Source organism: Citrobacter meridianamericanus (assembly GCF_041320245.1).
GTDB lineage: Bacteria > Pseudomonadota > Gammaproteobacteria > Enterobacterales > Enterobacteriaceae > Citrobacter > Citrobacter meridianamericanus.
In genome coordinates this window covers 3755331-3772268 of the sequence record NZ_CP101036.1, presented here as the reverse complement: position 1 = coordinate 3772268, position 16938 = coordinate 3755331, and the positions used below count along the sequence as shown (strand labels likewise).

Sequence of the window (16938 nt, the reverse complement as noted above, 5' to 3'; positions counted from 1 at the left end):
GACTCTGTGACAAGGTTAACGCTGGGCTGTATCTGTTTCGAGAAGTGAAGAGGTAAATCGTGAGATGGCGCGCACATGGCGATGCGCGCCAGCAAGATTAGTGCAGGATTTTTGCGAGGAAGTCTTTGGCTCGGTCTGATTTCGGATTGGCGAAGAACTCTTCTTTCGGCGAGTCTTCAACAATCTTCCCTTCATCCATGAAGATCACCCGGTTCGCCACTTTACGCGCAAAGCCCATTTCGTGGGTGACTACCATCATGGTCATCCCTTCATTGGCCAGTTCAACCATGACGTCCAGCACTTCGTTGATCATTTCAGGATCAAGCGCTGATGTCGGTTCGTCAAACAGCATGGCGATAGGATCCATACACAGCGCCCTGGCAATGGCGACACGCTGTTGTTGGCCCCCGGAGAGCTGAGCCGGAAACTTATCGGCGTGCGCTGACAGACCAACGCGTTCCAGTAACTTTTGCGCTTTGTCACGAGCAGGCTTTTTATCGCGCTTAAGCACTTTTACCTGCGCCAGAGTCAGGTTCTCAATGATCGACAGATGCGGGAACAGTTCAAAGTGCTGGAACACCATGCCAACGCGTGAGCGCAGTTTGGCCAGATCGGTTTTTTTATCATTTACCACGGTGCCGTCAACGGTGATGACGCCCTTTTGTACCGGCTCCAGTCCGTTCACCGTTTTGATAAGCGTTGATTTACCTGAACCTGACGGGCCGCAGACCACCACTACTTCACCTTTTTTCACTTCCGTGGAGCAGTCGGTCAGCACCTGAAAGTGACCATACCATTTAGAAACATTTTTCAGGGTAATCATTAAACTGTCCTTTTCTTCAAATAGCTGACCAACAACGATGCGCTCAGACTGAATACAAAATAAACGGCGCCAGCAAACAGGATCATTTCAACCTGCGTGCCGTCACGCTCGCCAATGGTGGAGGCGGTACGGAAGAAGTCTGCCAGACTCAATACATACACCAGCGAGGTATCCTGGAACAGTACGATGCCCTGAGTAAGCAGTAGCGGTACCATTGCGCGGAATGCCTGTGGCAGAATGATCAGCTTCATCGACTGCCAGTGGGTCATTCCCAGCGCCAGCGCGGCACTCGACTGCCCACGAGAAATACTCTGGATACCGGCACGGATAATCTCGGAATAGTACGCGGCTTCAAACATCGAAAACGCGACCATCGCCGAGATCAGGCGAATATCGGTTTTTGGCGACAGGCCCAACACGTTTTGCAGGAAGCCGGGCACAATCAGGTAGAACCACAGCAGTACCATTACCAGCGGAATGGAGCGAAATACGTTGACGTAGCCTTTCGCAAACCAGGCAATTGGCGCGAAGCTGGACAGACGCATGACGGCAAGGATGGTCCCCCAGACGATACCAATGACGACCGCTGTAACGGTGATTTTCAACGTGATGATCAGCCCGTCCAGCAGATACGGCAGGGAAGGGACGATAGAACTCCAGTCAAATTCGTACATTATTTGCCTCCCAAATTGCCAGGCAGGCGGATTTTGCGTTCGACGAGATTCATTACCAGCATGATGACGGCGTTAATCAATACGTAGGCCAGCGTGATGGCGGTAAACGATTCCCACGCGTGAGCGGAGTAATCCAGCAGTTTTCCTGCCTGCGCAGCCATATCCACCAGACCGATAGTGGAGGCGATCGCGGAGTTCTTCACCAGATTCATCATCTCTGAGGTCATTGGCGGAACAATCACGCGGTAAGCGTTTGGCAGCAGGACATAGCGATAGGCTTGCGGCAGCGTTAGGCCCATCGCCAGCGCGGCGTTTTTCTGCCCGCGAGGCAGGGACTGAATCGCTGCACGAACTTGCTCACAGACGCGCGCGGCGGTAAACAGCCCAAGACAAAGCATGGATGAGAGGAAGAACTGAATGTTGGGATCCAGTTCTGACTTGAACCACATGCCAATGTTTTCCGGCAGCAGTTCAGGAATGACCAGATACCAGGTAAAGAACTGGACGATGAGTGGAACGTTACGAAACAACTCAACGTACAGCGTGCCGATCCCGGAAAGGAAACGGTTTGGTACGGTACGTAATATGCCGAATAAAGAGCCTATGAGGAAAGCGATAATCCAGGCGGTGATAGATAACGCGACTGTGACCTGGAAACCACTCCAGAGCCAGCCGAGATAGGTGGTGTTGCCGAACGGGGCCTGTTGTAAAAAAATACCCCAGTTCCAGTTTATAGACATAAATCTACTCCAGAAAAAAAAGGGTAGCAGCGCTACCCTCGAAGATTGTTATTCGGCGTTTTGCGGTTTTCAGGCCTGATGGGGAACGACCATCAGGCTTATAGTCTGTCCGTACCGAATAGCAATCGAGAGGGAGGGGAAGCCTCCCATTTATTTTAGTTAGTTAAGCGCTTTATCATTCGGTTCTTTGAACAGGGCTTTCATCTCGTCTGACAGTTCGAAATTCATGTTCAGGTTCTTGGGTGGAATTGGATTTTTAAACCACTTATCAAACCATTTCTCAGCTTCGCCTGAGGTCTGAGCCTTGGCGATAGTGTCGTCCATCAGCTTTTTGAACTGCGGATCATCTTTGCGCAGCATGCAGCCGTAGGCTTCCTGAGACTGCGGTTTGCCGACGATCTCCCAGTTGTCTGGTTTCTTCGCCTTTGCGCGTTCGCCAGCCAGCAGTGCATCATCCATCATAAAGGCAACGGCGCGACCGCTTTCCAGAGTACGGAAAGAGTCACCGTGGTCTTTCGCGCTGATGATGCGCATATCCATTTTTTGTTCTTCGTTCAGTTTGTGCAGCAGTACTTCTGAGGTCGTACCCGAAGTCACGACCACGGCCTTACCTTTCAGGTCCGCAAAATCTTTGACGTCGCCGCCTTTTTTCGCCAGCAGACGGGTACCGACAACGAAAATAGTGTCAGAGAAAGCCGCTTGTTTTTGGCGCTCAACGTTGTTAGTGGTGGAACCACATTCAAAGTCGAAAGTGCCGTTTTGCAGCAGTGGGATACGGTTCTGTGATGTAATCGGGATCAGTTTCACCTGCAGATCGGGCTTGTTCAGCTTTTTCTTCACCGCTTCAACGATCGCGTTGGAGTAATCCTGTGAATAACCGACCACTTTTTGCTGGTTATCGTAGTAAGAAAACGGCACCGAGGATTCACGGTGACCAACCACGATCACACCGTTTTTGGCGATTTTGTCCAGCGTGCTGCCTGCCGCTGGTGCTGCGTCTTCTGCGTGCGCCAGACCGGCGGACATTCCCATGACCAGCATGGCAGTGGCGAGCTTACGTAATTGCATATCCAACTCCTTTATCGTCTGCGCCAGGGACGCATTGATACCCATTGTGATGTTGTTATTGTTTGCTACTAAAAAGTGCAGTCTTGTATGTGTTTGTTAACATTTAGTTTGGATGAATGTAAAGAATTTGATGTTTTATTGTTTATTTTTGCGAGGTGCGCCGCACCATTTGGGGGCAAAAATATCCTGTTGCACTTTCCAGGTGCTACCTATGCTCAACTTTGGTGCGACCAGGTTGCACATTCAGCCAAAACTACGTTTGCCTTGTAGAACAAAGCAATAGGCGTGCCAGAATGGGATGCGGGAATGTGTGTGGGCCGGATAAGCGAGGTATTATCCGGCCAGGGGAAGAAGGGTTACTTACGACGTTGACGCAGGCTCATTACCACCGCACCAAAGCCAAACAGTGCGGTCAGCAGCCAGAGCGGCCAGTTACCGGTACGGGCATAAGGGGTCAGGCCCGTCGTTGGCGTCACGCTGGTGGTCAGAACCTGACGGGTAAACTGCGGGATCATCGCCTGAATCTCACCCTGAGGACCAATCACCGCCGTAATACCGTTATTGGTGCTACGCAGCAGAGGGCGCGCCAGCTCCAGGGAACGCATCCGCGCCATCTGGAAGTGCTGCCACGGTCCAATAGACTTACCAAACCAGGCATCGTTGGAGATAGTTAACAAGTAGTCCGTATCCGGGCGGAAGTTATCCCGAACCTGTTCGCCAAGAATGATTTCGTAGCAGATGGCTGCCGTCAGCTTAAAGCCGTGCGCATGCAGTTGCGGTTGTACATAAGACCCACGGCTAAACGAAGACATAGGCAGGTCAAAGAACGGCGCTAACGGACGCAGGATCGATTCCAGCGGGACAAACTCGCCAAACGGCACCAGATGGTTTTTGTTGTAGCGATTGTTGGAATCGTAGCTGTACGGACTGTCTTTACCCAGCGTGATGATAGTGTTGTAGGTATCGTAACGATTCTGCTTGTTCAGACGTGCATCTACGATCCCGGTAATTAGCGTGCTGTTTTTCGATTTCAGCAAGTCATCCATCATGCTCAGAAAGCGCTGCTGGTTAATTTCCAGATCCGGAATAGCAGATTCTGGCCAGATGATGAGCTGTGATTTGCCCATCTCGGGCTGGGTGGCGTCGAGATAAATCTTCAGGGTGTTGAGTAACTGACCTTCATCCCATTTGAGTGACTGCGGAATGTCACCCTGCACCATCGATACCTGAGTGGTTTTTTCCGGCTCAAGCGTGTACCACTGGATATAGCGCAACGGAAAGGGCAGGGCAAAGAGCACCAGCGCGGCAATCAGCGGCTTCCAGTTACGCGTCACCAGCGCCAGCGCCAGCAGGCCGCTGACCATCATCAGCAGGAAGTTAATCGCCTCAACGCCCATCACCGGCGCCAGCCCTTTTAACGGACCGTCGATCTGGCTGTAGCCGAATTGCAGCCATGGGAAGCCGGTCAATACCCAGCCGCGCAGGAATTCAGTGATTTGCCAGACTACCGGCGCGGCAATCGCCACGCGTAGCCAGGTGGTTTTCGGCCACAAGCGCGCCAAAACGCCGGCAAACAGACCGGTATAAAGGGAAAGGTATGCGGCAAGCAGAACCACGAGGAAAACATTAACCGGGCCCGGCATACCACCAAACTGCGCGATGCTGACGTAAACCCAGTTAATACCTGAGCCAAACAGCCCTAGTCCCCAGAAGTAGCCGATAGCGGCAGACTGGAGCGGGCGACGGTTGAAGGTAAAAGCCTGCAGGCCCATCAGCGAAACGATCGCGGCGGGCCAGATATCATACGGAGAGAAAGCCAGCGTCCCGCAGGCACCGAATAATAACGCCAGCAGCAGGCGAATGCGCTGGCGTTCGATTAATGGGGCAAATGCCATGTAGTCTTAGATCCAGTTTCGGGTTTATTCGTCCAGTTTGGGCTGGGGTGAGTCGTCCGGAATTCTGACATGAACCTGAATAATACGACGGCTGTCGGCCATTGCCACTTTAAACTGGTAACCATCAATGTCGATAGTTTCCCCACGTGCGGGCAGATGACCAAAGGCCTGCATAACCAGCCCGCCAATGGTATCGACTTCTTCGTCGCTAAAGTGGGTCCCAAAAGCGTCGTTGAAGTCTTCAATCGACGCCAAAGCGCGGATAGTCCAGGTGTGGCGACTGAGCTGACGGAAGTCAATATCGTCTTCTTCGTCGTACTCATCTTCAATTTCACCGACGATCAGTTCAAGGATGTCTTCAATGGTCACCAGACCTGAGACACCGCCAAATTCGTCGATGACGATAGCCATATGATAACGCTGGGAGCGAAACTCTTTCAGCATGCGGTCAACCCGCTTGCTTTCAGGTACGACAACCGCCTGGCGTAACACTTTCTCCATGCTGAAGGCTTCGGCATCGCTGCGCATAAACGGCAGCAGATCTTTGGCCATCAGAATCCCTTCAATGTGATCTTTATCTTCGCTGATCACCGGGAAACGCGAGTGGGCAGACTCGATAATGACATCGAGACATTCATCCAGGGTCTGGTTGCGTTTCAGGGTAATCATCTGAGAGCGGGGGATCATGATGTCGCGCACGCGTTGGTCCGCAATATCCATCACCCCTTCGAGCATATCGCGCGTATCTTCATCGATAAGGTCGTTTTGCCCGGAATCACGGATCAGCTCCAACAGTTCGTCGCGGTTTTTGGGTTCACCGTGGAAAAGTTGGCTCAGTAACAGGGAAAAAAATCCCTTTTTGCTGTTTAAGGTGTCACTACTGTGTGAATTGTCGTCGCTCATGGCGTCGTATGGGTTCTCATGTTAGTTAATAGGTCGCTCAATGCGCGTAAACTCAGCGCATGGCTTTATGGGAAGCCCGGGCTGATGCCCGACGGCTTATTCCTTCTCGGCAATGTACGGATCCTCATAGCCCAGAGCAAGCATAATCTCAGTTTCGAGGGATTCCATTTCCTCCGCTTCACCGTCTTCGATATGATCGTAGCCGAGTAAATGCAGGCTTCCGTGCACCACCATGTGCGCCCAGTGGGCTTCAAGCGGCTTACCTTGTTCCTGCGCTTCCTTCTCGACGACCTGACGGCAGATGATCAAATCGCCCAGCAGCGGCATCTCAATGCCCGGCGGAGCTTCAAACGGGAAAGAGAGCACGTTGGTTGATTTATCTTTCCCGCGATAGGTCAGGTTTAGCTCATGGCTTTCCGCGTCATCGACCAGACGAATAGTTACTTCAGACTCTTCCTGAAACTGCGGGATCACCGCATCGAGCCACCCCTGAAACTGACTTTCTGTGGGTAAACCGGATTCGTCTTCACATGCCAGCTGTAAATCGAGAATAACCTGACTCATTTTTGTTCCTGCTCCTGAGCTTCGCGCTTGCGTTCTGCAGCCTGCTCGGCTTTGCGTTTCTGTTCTGCTTCTTCCCAGGCTTCATACGCCGTGACGATACGGGCCACCACCGGATGGCGAACCACGTCTTCGCTATGGAAGAAATTAAAACTAATCTCGTCGACCTCAGCCAGCACTTCAATGGCATGACGCAGACCGGATTTGGTGCTACGCGGCAGGTCAATTTGGGTGATATCGCCGGTGATAACCGCTTTGGAGTTAAAGCCGATACGGGTCAGGAACATTTTCATCTGTTCGATGGTGGTGTTCTGGCTCTCATCAAGAATGATGAACGCATCGTTGAGTGTACGTCCGCGCATATAGGCCAGCGGCGCAACTTCAATGACGTTACGCTCAATCAGCTTTTCAACCTTCTCAAAACCGAGCATTTCGAACAGCGCGTCATACAGCGGTCGTAAATAGGGATCGACTTTCTGGCTCAGGTCGCCAGGCAGGAAACCGAGTTTTTCACCTGCTTCCACTGCTGGACGGGTCAGCAGAATACGACGGATCTCCTGACGCTCAAGCGCATCGACCGCGGCAGCAACCGCAAGATACGTTTTACCCGTACCCGCAGGGCCAACGCCGAACGTGATGTCGTGGTCGAGGATATTCGCAATGTACTGCGCCTGGTTCGGCGTACGCGGTTTAATGACTCCGCGCTTGGTTTTGATATTCACCGCTTTGCCAAATTCCGGCACGCTGTCTGCGCTTTGCTCAAGCACACGCGCTTCTTTGATTGCCAGATGAATTTGTTCAGGCTCAATGTCCTGCGTCTGACCGCGCATGGGGGCGGTATCGACGTACAGGCTGCGTAAAATATCTGCCGCTGCGGTAACGCAAATTGGGCGACCTGTCAGTTTAAAATGGTTATCACGGCGGTTAATTTCGATGCCGAGGCGACGCTCCAGCTGTTTGATGTTGTCATCAAATGGGCCGCAAAGGCTCAACAGGCGGGCATTGTCTGCGGGTTCAAGGGTGATTTCGCGAGTGTCTATGTTCAAACTGTTCCTCTTATGCATGTCTTGCCGGACGTTGAACATTTACCGGCACCTAAGGAAATTATTCACGCCATGGGGGAAAGGCGCAAGCATTGCAATAAATATGGGGATGCCAGGGCAAATTACAAGGCTCGCCGGAGCAGCGAGCCAGGAAGTTTAGGCCCGATAGGCGTGGTGCCATCGGGCATTGTTTGCGTTTTTCAGCAGGATTAAGGCTGATAAATACCGACGCCCAGATCGTTTTCTTTGCGGGTACGCGCAATAACCGACTCAGGGGATTCTGCGATGCGCAGGCCCATTTCGTCTTCAGTACGTACCACTTTGCCGCGCAGGGAGTTCGTCCAGACATCGGTAATTTCAACATCCACAAACTTACCGACCATATCCGGAGTACCTTCAAAGTTCACCACGCGGTTATTTTCGGTACGCCCTGACAGTTCCATGATGCTCTTACGCGATGTGCCTTCAACCAGAATGCGCTGGGTCGTGCCGACCATACGACGGCTCCAGGCCATAGCTTGCTGGTTAATACGTTCCTGCAGAATGTATAAACGTTGTTTTTTCTCTTCTTCTGGTACGTCATCAACCATATCGGCGGCAGGTGTGCCTGGACGTGCAGAGAAGATAAAGCTGTAGCTCATATCAAAATTGACGTCAGCAATCAGCTTCATGGTCTGCTCGAAATCCTGCGTAGTTTCACCCGGGAAGCCAACGATGAAATCGGAGCTAATCTGGATATCCGGACGTGCTGCGCGCAGTTTGCGGATGATCGCTTTATATTCCAGTGCGGTATGGGTGCGCCCCATCAGATTCAGCACGCGATCTGAACCGCTCTGTACCGGCAGGTGCAGGAAGCTGACCAGTTCCGGCGTATCGCGATAAACTTCCACGATATCGTCGGTAAATTCGATCGGATGGCTGGTGGTGAAGCGGATACGGTCAATGCCGTCGATCGCCGCGACCAGACGCAGCAGATCGGCAAAAGATCCGATCGTGCCGTCGTAGTTCTCACCGCGCCAGGCGTTGACGTTTTGCCCCAGCAGGTTCACTTCACGCACGCCTTGCGCTGCCAGCTGGGCGATTTCAAACAGGATATCATCCGCCGGACGGCTGACTTCCTCACCGCGGGTGTAGGGCACCACGCAATAAGTACAATATTTATTACAACCTTCCATGATGGACACAAACGCGCTTGGACCTTCAGCACGCGGTTCCGGCAGGCGATCGAACTTTTCGATCTCCGGGAAACTGATATCAACCACTGGGCTACGAGTCGTGCTTCCACGCACTTTGTTGATCATTTCCGGCAGACGGTGCAGGGTTTGCGGCCCAAAAATAATATCGACATAGTGGGCGCGCTGGCGAATATGGTCGCCTTCCTGAGACGCAACACAACCACCGACACCGATGATGAGCTTGGGATTCTTCTCTTTTAACAGCTTCCAGCGACCTAACTGATGGAAGACTTTTTCCTGAGCCTTCTCACGGATAGAGCAGGTATTCAGCAGTAGCACATCTGCTTCTTCGGCCACGTCGGTCAGTTGATAGCCATGGGTGGCATCCAGCAGATCGGCCATCTTCGATGAATCGTATTCGTTCATCTGACAGCCCCAGGTTTTAATATGGAGTTTTTTGGTCATCGACTTGCTCTTGCGAAATTGTGGCTGAAATGCAGGGCGCATAGTGTACTGCTTTGGCGCGGTTGTGACCAGTATGACGGATGTCAGCCTCAAGGGGTAAAAAATCCTGTAAACTTAAGCAATACATGTAACAGGATAATTGACCATGACAAATCAACCAACGGAAATTGCCATTGTCGGCGGGGGGATGGTCGGCGGTGCGCTGGCGCTGGGACTGGCGCAGCATGGATTTACGGTAACGGTTATTGAACATGCCGCTCCTGCGCCATTTGTGATTGACGGACAGCCTGATGTCAGAATTTCGGCCATTAGCTCCGCGTCCGTGTCGTTGCTGAAAGGGCTGGGTGTCTGGGATACGATTCAGGGGATGCGCAGTCATCCTTACCGTCGTCTGGAAACGTGGGAATGGGAAAATGCCCATGTAATGTTTGATGCCGCCGAACTTAAGTTACCTTTGCTCGGCTATATGGTCGAAAACACGGTTCTGCAACAGGCACTCTGGCAGGCGCTGGAAGTTCACCCCAAAGTTACGCTGCGCGTGCCTGCATCGCTTCTCTCTTTGCATCAACATCACGATCGGCATGAACTTGAACTGGCAGACGGTGAAAAAATCAGCGCGAAGCTGGTCATCGGTGCGGATGGGGCCAATTCTCAGGTGCGTAAAATGGCCGGGATTGGCATTCATGCCTGGCAGTATGCGCAGTCCTGTATGTTGATAACCGTACAATGCGAGAATTCGCCGGGAGACAGTACCTGGCAGCAATTTACGCCTGACGGTCCGCGCGCGTTTTTACCGCTGTTCGATAACTGGGCCTCGCTGGTGTGGTACGACTCACCGGCGCGCATCCGCCAGTTGCAAGGCCTGAACATGCCCCAGCTGCAGACGGAGATCGCCAAACATTTCCCGTCTCGACTGGGCAACGTGACGCCTGTGGCGGCGGGAGCATTTCCGCTTACGCGTCGCCACGCACTGCAATATGTGCAGCCGGGCCTGGCGCTGGTGGGTGACGCTGCGCATACCATTCATCCGCTGGCAGGGCAGGGCGTTAATCTGGGATTCCGTGATGTGGATGCGCTGATTGACGTGCTGGTGAATGCGCGTAGCTACGGCGAGACCTGGGCCAGCCAACCGGTGCTGAAACGCTATCAGAATCGTCGTATGACTGACAATTTCATTATGCAAAGCGGCATGGATCTGTTTTACGCCGGTTTTAGCAACAACCTGCAGCCGCTGCGTATCATGCGTAATCTCGGGCTAATGGCTGCAGAGCGCGCAGGTGTGCTGAAGCGTCAGGCGCTGAAGTATGCGTTAGGATTATAATTCAGACAGGCCTATAGCAAACGTTGTAGGCCTGATAAGCGGAGTGCCATCAGACAATCAATCCAGGAATGCAGAAAAGCAAAAAGCTCGCCGAAGCGAGCTTTTTTTATATGGCTGGGGTACGAGGATTCGAACCTCGGAATGCTGGTATCAGAAACCAGAGCCTTACCGCTTGGCGATACCCCAACGGGCGCATCCACAAAATGGACGACTTCTTAAAATTGGCTGGGGTACGAGGATTCGAACCTCGGAATGCCGGAATCAGAATCCGGTGCCTTACCGCTTGGCGATACCCCAACAATTTTTTGACTTTATCGAGCGAGTCGACAGGCCTTTAATATGGTGGCTACGACGGGATTCGAACCTGTGACCCCATCATTATGAGTGATGTGCTCTAACCAGCTGAGCTACGTAGCCATGTACTACTTAATCTTCGATGGCTGGGGTACCTGGATTCGAACCAGGGAATGCCGGTATCAAAAACCGGTGCCTTACCGCTTGGCGATACCCCAATGACCGTTGCGGTGAACCGCTATATCGAAGAAAAAATGGCTGGGGTACCTGGATTCGAACCAGGGAATGCCGGTATCAAAAACCGGTGCCTTACCGCTTGGCGATACCCCATCCGTGCAACGCTTACGGGTGAATGGTGCGGGAGGCGAGACTTGAACTCGCACACCTTGCGGCGCCAGAACCTAAATCTGGTGCGTCTACCAATTTCGCCACTCCCGCAAAAAAGATGGTGGCTACGACGGGATTCGAACCTGTGACCCCATCATTATGAGTGATGTGCTCTAACCAGCTGAGCTACGTAGCCATCTTTTTTTCGCGTAACCTTATCGGCGTTGCGGGGCGCATTATGCGTATTGAGCCTTGAAGCGTCAACCCCTTTTTCATTGAAAATAGCTGGAATGTGACTGTTTGGTTAGGTTGCGAACAGCATGACGCAATATTCGGCAATTATTAGTTATTAATTGTTTTTTTGCACAGAAAACAGACATAAAAAAAGAGCCCCGCAGGGCCCTTTTCCAGGGATTAACTTATTTATAAGCGGATTGGTGTACGCCAACTGCACGACCTGAAGGATCGTTCATGGTTTTAAACGCTTCATCCCATTCGATCGCTTTGGCCGAAGAACAGGCAACCGACGGCCCGCCTGGTACACATTCTGCCGCGCTCGCAACCGGGAACAGCTCTTCGAAAATTTCACGATACAAATACGCCTCTTTAGATGATGGCGTGTTGTACGGGAAACGGAAGCTGGCGGTTTCCAGTTGTTGGTCAGAAACTTGTTCAGCAGCGACTTCTTTCAGTGTATCAATCCAACTGTAACCGACACCGTCAGAGAACTGCTCTTTCTGCCGCCATGCGACGCTTGCCGGTAGGTAGGATTCAAAACATTCGCGCAGAACATGTTTTTCCATTTTGCCGTTGCCGCACATTTTATCCTGCGGGTTGATGCGCATCGCCACATCAAGGAATTTCTTATCCAGGAAGGGCACACGAGCCTCCACGCCCCAGGCTGACATGGCTTTGTTGGCGCGAGCGCAGTCGAACATATGCAGCGCCTGTAGCTTGCGCACGGTCTCTTCATGCAGCTCTTTTGCATCCGGCGCTTTGTGGAAATAGAGATAGCCGCCAAACACTTCGTCCGAACCTTCACCCGACAGCACCATTTTAATGCCCATCGCTTTAATTTTACGCGACATTAAGTACATTGGCGTCGAGGCGCGAATGGTTGTGACATCGTAAGTTTCAATGTGATAAATCACGTCGCGGATAGCATCCAGACCTTCCTGCACGGTGAAGTGGATCTCGTGGTGCACGGTACCCAGATGGTTCGCCACTTCTTGTGCGGCTTTCAGATCTGGTGCGCCCTCCAGGCCGACGGCGAAGGAGTGCAGTTGCGGCCACCATGCTTCGCTACGTTCCTGATCTTCAACACGACGCGCCGCGTATTTTTTGGTGATTGCGGAAATGACCGAAGAATCCAGACCGCCGGACAGCAATACACCGTAAGGAACATCTGACATCAGGTGACTTTTCACCGCATCTTCCAGCGCCTGACGCAGCTCGTTTTTATCGGTAACGTTGTCTTTAACCGCATCATATTCAAACCAGTCGCGCTGGTAGTACTGACGAATTTCGCCGTCTTTGCTCCATAAATAGCTACCTGCCGGGAATTCTTTGATCGTGCGGCATACAGGAACAAGGGCTTTCATTTCAGACGCGACGTAGAAGTTACCGTGCTCGTCGTAACCCATATATAGCGGGATGATCCCAATATGATCGCGACCGATCAGATAAGCGTCCTGCTCGCTGTCGTACAGGGCAAAAGCAAACATGCCTTGCAGGTCATCCAGGAATTCTGGGCCTTTTTCCTGGTACAGCGCGAGGATAACTTCGCAGTCGGAACCGGTCTGGAACTGGTAGCGATCGCCGTATTCAGCGCGCAGCGCCTGATGGTTATAAATTTCACCGTTAACTGCCAGGATATGCGTTTTCTTTACGTTGTACAGCGGTTGAGCTCCGGCATTGACGTCGACGATGGACAGACGTTCATGCGCCAGAATGGCGTTATCATCGGCGTAAATACCCGACCAGTCCGGACCGCGATGGCGCATCAGACGAGACAATTCCAGGGCTTTTTTACGCAGTTCAACTGCGTCAGTTTTAATATCGAATACGCCAAAAATAGAACACATAACCTTCTCCGTTAACCTGTTGCGTGATGCTTTTTATGTTTGCTTGATAAAGAAAATGCCGCAAAGCGGGAGAGGGCGCAAGCGAATTACGGGTCAGAAAATAAAAAACGCAATGGTCATTGTGGATTGGTGAAAAAAGATTATGTAATGAACATTGTTATTGATGAATCAGCAATGAAATGGTGATTTTATTGAATGGATGGATTTTTCAGGCCGGGTAACTTGCAGGTGGTGTTATCCGGCCAGGGGGATTAAATGACGTCTATCTCAGCAACGGACGGGTAAATCCAGCTCGGTCTGAACGGCATGCTGTCGATGTCATCAAGCGTCGATACGCCAGACAATACCAGGATGGTTTCGAGACCCGCCTGGAAGCCCGCCAGAATATCGGTACGCAGGTTGTCGCCAACGATAACCGTCTCTTCCGAGTGCGCCTGCATTTTGTTGAGCGCTGCACGAATAATCCACGGGCTGGGTTTCCCCACATAAAACGGCTTACGGCCAGAGATTTTTTCGATACCGGCGCACAGCGCACCGCAGGCAGGATAAAAGCCACGGCCGTGAGTATCCGGGTTTGTGGCGATGAAACGGGCGCCGTTAGCCACAAAATAGGCGGCTTTATGCATCATGTCCCAGTTATAGGAACGCGTCTCGCCAACAATCACAAAATCCGGGTTCACGTCGGTAATCGTAAATCCGGCTTTATACAGTTCGTGGATCAGCGCTCCTTCACCTACCACGTAGGCCTTTTTACCTTCCTGGCGACGAAGAAAATCAGCGGTAGCCATGGCAGAAGTATAAAAGACGCTATCGGGGACATTCACACCTGCGGTGGCGAAGCGGTTGGCCAGATCTTGCCCGGTCTGTGAAGGGTAGTTAGTCAGCAAAACGAGCGGCAGACCTTTTTCCAGAATCCCGGTCAGAAATTCTGCCGCACCCGGTACGGCAACATTGTCGTGCATCAGCACGCCGTCGATATCACAAATTACATTCTTAATGGCCATGGACAATCCGACATTAAAAAAAGAAGGCATTACTATACACAAAATACACGACATCATTCGAGTTGCATCAAGGCGGCAAGTCTGCGAACCCCTGGAGCTTACTGAAGTAAGTGACCGGGCTGAGCAGATGCAGCTAACGCAGATGCAGCTAACGCAGAGGCAGCTTGAAGGATGACATGTATTAGCTTTCCAGCAAACGTTGCAGCAAAGTCCCGTTGAGCATTGCACGCTTCACCAGCGCAAAGGCGCCAATGGCGGAGCGGTGATCCAGCGTGGAACGAACCACCGGTAAATTGTGACGAAACGCCTTCAACGCCTGCGTGTTGATACAGCTCTCTATGGCTGGCAGTAGCACTTTATCCGCTTCGGTAATTTCGCCTGCAATGACGATTTTTTGCGGGTTAAACAGGTTGATGGCGATAGCGATGGTTTTACCCAGGTGTCGACCAACGTGCTCGATGACTTCTGCTGCCAGATTGTCGCCTTTATTCGCTGCCCTGCAGATGGCTTTGATACTGCAATCATCCAGCGTGAGCCGACTTGGATAGCCTTGTTTTAGCAAGTTTTGTACGCGGTGTTCGATAGAAGCATTAGCCGCAATGGTTTCCAGACAGCCGAAATTACCGCAGTGACAGCGCTCACCCAGCGGTTCTACCTGAATATGACCAATCTCACCTACGTTGCCATTGCGACCGATGAAAATGCGACCATTGGAAATAATTCCCGCGCCGGTTCCGCGGTGAACACGCACCAAAATGGAGTCTTCGCAATCCTGACTTGCCCCGAAATAGTGCTCGGCCAGCGCCAGACTGCGAATATCGTGACCGACAAAGCAGGTGACCTTAAAGCGTTTTTCAAGCGCTTCGACCAGCCCCCAGTTTTCAACCTGAATGTGTGGCATATAGCGAATAACACCGCTTTCAGGGTCAACCAGGCCTGGCAGGATGACGGAAATCGCAATCAGCTCGCGGATTTTCCGCTGGCAGCTCTCAATAAAGGAGGCAATGGTGTTGAGCAGCGCATACTCCAGCGTTTCCTGGGTACGCTCCGGGAGAGGGTAGTGCTCTTCAGCGACCACTTTACTGCTCATGTCATAGAGCGTGAGCGTGGTATCGTGACGGCCCAGTCGCACACCAATCGCGTGGAAATTGCGGGTTTCGGTGACGATGGAGATAGCGCGGCGGCCCCCGGTGGAGGCCTGCTGATCGACTTCTTTGATCAACCCGCGTTCGATCAACTGTCGCGTAATTTTGGTTACGCTGGCGGGGGCAAGCTGGCTTTGCTCGGCAATTTGAATTCGCGAGATTGGCCCATGCTGGTCAATCAGGCGATAAACCGCCGCGCTGTTAAGCTGTTTTACGAGGTCAACATTACCTATTTGAGCTTGTCCGCCTGGTGTCATTCTTTCTCTTACTCAGTAACGACCTCGTTGCCATTAACGATGGTCTTGATAATTTTAAAGTCGTGCGTGAACGCAGTCAGGTTGGCTACTTTGCCTGGCGCGATGCTGCCGAGTTGTTTGTCGACGCCAATGGCGCGAGCAGGGTAGAGCGTTGCCATGCGCAGGACTTCGTCGAGAGCGATATTCGCATGTTCGACCAGATTGCGTACGCCTTCAATCATGGTTAATGATGAACCGCTCAACGTACCGTTCTCATCAACGCACAATCCATTGCGGTAGTATATTGTTTTACCAGCGAAAATGAACTGTTCAATGTTTGCACCTGCTGGCGCGGTCGCGTCGGTGACCAGGCACAGCTTGTCGCCTTTCAGGCGCTTGGCATTACGAATGTTAACGTAGTCAACGTGCAGGCCATCGGCGATGATACCGCAGTAGATATCGGCTTCATCAAGAATTGCGCCCGCCAGTCCCGGTTCACGACCGGTAATGTACGGCATCGCGTTGAACAAATGGGTCGCAAAGGTGATGCCTGCGCGGAAGCCGATTTTTGCTTCTTTGACCGTTGCATTTGAGTGACCCGCAGAAACCACAATACCGGCATTCACCAGTTTGGTGATGACCTCTACCGGAACCATTTCTGGCGCCAGCGTCACTTTAGTGATGACATCGGCATTATCGCACAGGAAATCGACAAGCGCAGCGTCCGGTTGACGGACAAATCCCGGATTATGCGTGCCTTTTTTCACCAGATTCAGCCACGGACCCTCCAGATGAAGCCCTAATGCCTGATTCGGGTGTTTCGCCAGGTATTCACGCATGACGCGAACGCCCTGCTTCATCAGGTCATCGCTGGTGGTGATAAGCGTTGGCAGGAAGCTGGTGCAGCCCGATTTTTCATTGGCTTTCTGCATGATTTCCAGCGTTTCAACGGTTACGGCTTCTGCCGTATCGTTAAACTGTACGCCGCCGCAGCCGTTTAGCTGTACATCGATAAAACCGGGGGAAATAATGGCCCCATTCAGTGAGCGCTGTTCAATTCCTGACGGTAACTCAGCCAGTGGGCAAACGCTGTCAATCAGGCCATTGGCGACAACAATCGCATGGTCATCAAGAATTTCGTGACCGGTAAAGATCCGGCCCTGGGTTAAAGCATACATTC

Annotated in this window: 14 protein-coding genes and 7 tRNA genes; 1 reads left to right on the top strand and 20 read right to left on the bottom strand. The window is 52.1% G+C overall.

The genetic code is table 11. From position 1 onward, the window contains the following. Positions 1 to 97: 97 nt before the first annotated feature. From gltL to miaB, 9 genes are all read right to left on the bottom strand, one after another. Positions 98 to 823, bottom strand: coding sequence for a glutamate/aspartate ABC transporter ATP-binding protein GltL (gene gltL, locus NMD08_RS18585; protein ID WP_151218761.1), 726 nt, complete (start codon positions 821 to 823; stop codon positions 98 to 100). Beyond that, positions 823 to 1497: a glutamate/aspartate ABC transporter permease GltK gene (gene gltK / locus NMD08_RS18580; RefSeq protein WP_003022757.1), complete on the bottom strand. Its 675-nt coding sequence runs from the start codon at positions 1495 to 1497 to the stop codon at positions 823 to 825. The genes gltL and gltK overlap by 1 nt, the downstream gene beginning before the upstream one ends. Continuing rightward, on the bottom strand, positions 1497 to 2237 hold the full coding sequence (gltJ, locus tag NMD08_RS18575; RefSeq protein ID WP_187252813.1) for a glutamate/aspartate ABC transporter permease GltJ: 741 nt from the start codon (positions 2235 to 2237) through the stop codon (positions 1497 to 1499). The genes gltK and gltJ overlap by 1 nt, the downstream gene beginning before the upstream one ends. A gap of 159 nt (positions 2238 to 2396) precedes the next feature. Further along, positions 2397 to 3305 carry a glutamate/aspartate ABC transporter substrate-binding protein GltI gene (gene gltI, locus NMD08_RS18570; protein WP_016152242.1) on the bottom strand — a complete coding sequence of 303 codons (909 nt, stop codon included), beginning with the start codon at positions 3303 to 3305 and terminating at the stop codon, positions 2397 to 2399. Positions 3306 to 3661: 356 nt separating this feature from the next. Then, positions 3662 to 5200 (bottom strand): apolipoprotein N-acyltransferase, encoded by a 1539-nt coding sequence (gene lnt / locus NMD08_RS18565; RefSeq protein ID WP_370618740.1) that lies wholly within the window; start codon positions 5198 to 5200, stop codon positions 3662 to 3664. A gap of 24 nt (positions 5201 to 5224) precedes the next feature. Further along, positions 5225 to 6103, bottom strand: a complete 879-nt coding sequence (gene corC / locus NMD08_RS18560; protein WP_048212288.1) for a CNNM family magnesium/cobalt transport protein CorC — start codon at positions 6101 to 6103, stop codon at positions 5225 to 5227. A gap of 96 nt (positions 6104 to 6199) precedes the next feature. Then, positions 6200 to 6667: an rRNA maturation RNase YbeY gene (gene ybeY / locus NMD08_RS18555; RefSeq protein ID WP_151218763.1), complete on the bottom strand. Its 468-nt coding sequence runs from the start codon at positions 6665 to 6667 to the stop codon at positions 6200 to 6202. Further along, the gene (locus NMD08_RS18550) at positions 6664 to 7710 is read right to left on the bottom strand and encodes a PhoH family protein (protein ID WP_003022776.1); all 1047 of its coding nucleotides are present in this window, start codon (positions 7708 to 7710) and stop codon (positions 6664 to 6666) included. Before NMD08_RS18550 ends, ybeY begins: the two co-directional genes overlap by 4 nt. A 206-nt stretch (positions 7711 to 7916) precedes the next feature. Then, positions 7917 to 9347, bottom strand: a complete 1431-nt coding sequence (gene miaB, locus NMD08_RS18545) for a tRNA (N6-isopentenyl adenosine(37)-C2)-methylthiotransferase MiaB (protein WP_003022779.1) — start codon at positions 9345 to 9347, stop codon at positions 7917 to 7919. A 145-nt stretch (positions 9348 to 9492) separates the two neighbouring features. Between miaB and ubiF the strand changes: the two genes are divergently transcribed. Further along, positions 9493 to 10668 (top strand): 3-demethoxyubiquinol 3-hydroxylase, encoded by a 1176-nt coding sequence (gene ubiF / locus NMD08_RS18540; protein WP_187252812.1) that lies wholly within the window; start codon positions 9493 to 9495, stop codon positions 10666 to 10668. Between the two features lie 111 nt (positions 10669 to 10779). On the opposite strand, the gene NMD08_RS18535 is transcribed toward ubiF, so the two are convergent. From NMD08_RS18535 to nagA, 11 genes are all read right to left on the bottom strand, one after another. Then, positions 10780 to 10854: transfer RNA gene (locus NMD08_RS18535), tRNA-Gln, on the bottom strand. Positions 10855 to 10890: 36 nt separating this feature from the next. Further along, positions 10891 to 10965, bottom strand: a tRNA-Gln gene (locus NMD08_RS18530). Between the two features lie 43 nt (positions 10966 to 11008). Beyond that, positions 11009 to 11085: transfer RNA gene (locus tag NMD08_RS18525), tRNA-Met, on the bottom strand. 20 nt (positions 11086 to 11105) lie between these two features. Continuing rightward, positions 11106 to 11180 (bottom strand) — tRNA-Gln (locus NMD08_RS18520). 37 nt (positions 11181 to 11217) lie between these two features. Further along, positions 11218 to 11292: transfer RNA gene (locus tag NMD08_RS18515), tRNA-Gln, on the bottom strand. A 23-nt stretch (positions 11293 to 11315) separates the two neighbouring features. Then, positions 11316 to 11400 (bottom strand) — tRNA-Leu (locus NMD08_RS18510). A gap of 8 nt (positions 11401 to 11408) precedes the next feature. Then, positions 11409 to 11485: transfer RNA gene (locus NMD08_RS18505), tRNA-Met, on the bottom strand. A gap of 223 nt (positions 11486 to 11708) precedes the next feature. Continuing rightward, the gene (gene asnB, locus NMD08_RS18500; protein ID WP_151219516.1) at positions 11709 to 13373 is read right to left on the bottom strand and encodes an asparagine synthase B; all 1665 of its coding nucleotides are present in this window, start codon (positions 13371 to 13373) and stop codon (positions 11709 to 11711) included. Positions 13374 to 13624: 251 nt separating this feature from the next. Next, positions 13625 to 14377 carry a ribonucleotide monophosphatase NagD gene (gene nagD / locus NMD08_RS18495; protein WP_005121413.1) on the bottom strand — a complete coding sequence of 251 codons (753 nt, stop codon included), beginning with the start codon at positions 14375 to 14377 and terminating at the stop codon, positions 13625 to 13627. Positions 14378 to 14558: 181 nt separating this feature from the next. Next, positions 14559 to 15779, bottom strand: a complete 1221-nt coding sequence (locus NMD08_RS18490; RefSeq protein WP_151219518.1) for an N-acetylglucosamine repressor — start codon at positions 15777 to 15779, stop codon at positions 14559 to 14561. A gap of 8 nt (positions 15780 to 15787) precedes the next feature. Further along, complete coding sequence (gene nagA / locus NMD08_RS18485) at positions 15788 to 16936, bottom strand: N-acetylglucosamine-6-phosphate deacetylase (RefSeq protein ID WP_151224925.1); 1149 nt, start codon at positions 16934 to 16936, stop codon at positions 15788 to 15790. Positions 16937 to 16938: the final 2 nt, after the last annotated feature.

Coding starts and splice junctions, on each gene's coding strand:
- gltL (WP_151218761.1), bottom strand. CDS start 823: ATGATTACCCTGAAAAATGTTTCTAAATGGTATGGTCACTTTCAGGTG.
- gltK (WP_003022757.1), bottom strand. CDS start 1,497: ATGTACGAATTTGACTGGAGTTCTATCGTCCCTTCCCTGCCGTATCTG.
- gltJ (WP_187252813.1), bottom strand. CDS start 2,237: ATGTCTATAAACTGGAACTGGGGTATTTTTTTACAACAGGCCCCGTTC.
- gltI (WP_016152242.1), bottom strand. CDS start 3,305: ATGCAATTACGTAAGCTCGCCACTGCCATGCTGGTCATGGGAATGTCC.
- lnt (WP_370618740.1), bottom strand. CDS start 5,200: ATGGCATTTGCCCCATTAATCGAACGCCAGCGCATTCGCCTGCTGCTG.
- corC (WP_048212288.1), bottom strand. CDS start 6,103: ATGAGCGACGACAATTCACACAGTAGTGACACCTTAAACAGCAAAAAG.
- ybeY (WP_151218763.1), bottom strand. CDS start 6,667: ATGAGTCAGGTTATTCTCGATTTACAGCTGGCATGTGAAGACGAATCC.
- miaB (WP_003022779.1), bottom strand. CDS start 9,347: ATGACCAAAAAACTCCATATTAAAACCTGGGGCTGTCAGATGAACGAA.
- ubiF (WP_187252812.1), top strand. CDS start 9,493: ATGACAAATCAACCAACGGAAATTGCCATTGTCGGCGGGGGGATGGTC.
- asnB (WP_151219516.1), bottom strand. CDS start 13,373: ATGTGTTCTATTTTTGGCGTATTCGATATTAAAACTGACGCAGTTGAA.
- nagD (WP_005121413.1), bottom strand. CDS start 14,377: ATGGCCATTAAGAATGTAATTTGTGATATCGACGGCGTGCTGATGCAC.
- NMD08_RS18490 (WP_151219518.1), bottom strand. CDS start 15,779: ATGACACCAGGCGGACAAGCTCAAATAGGTAATGTTGACCTCGTAAAA.
- nagA (WP_151224925.1), bottom strand. CDS start 16,936: ATGTATGCTTTAACCCAGGGCCGGATCTTTACCGGTCACGAAATTCTT.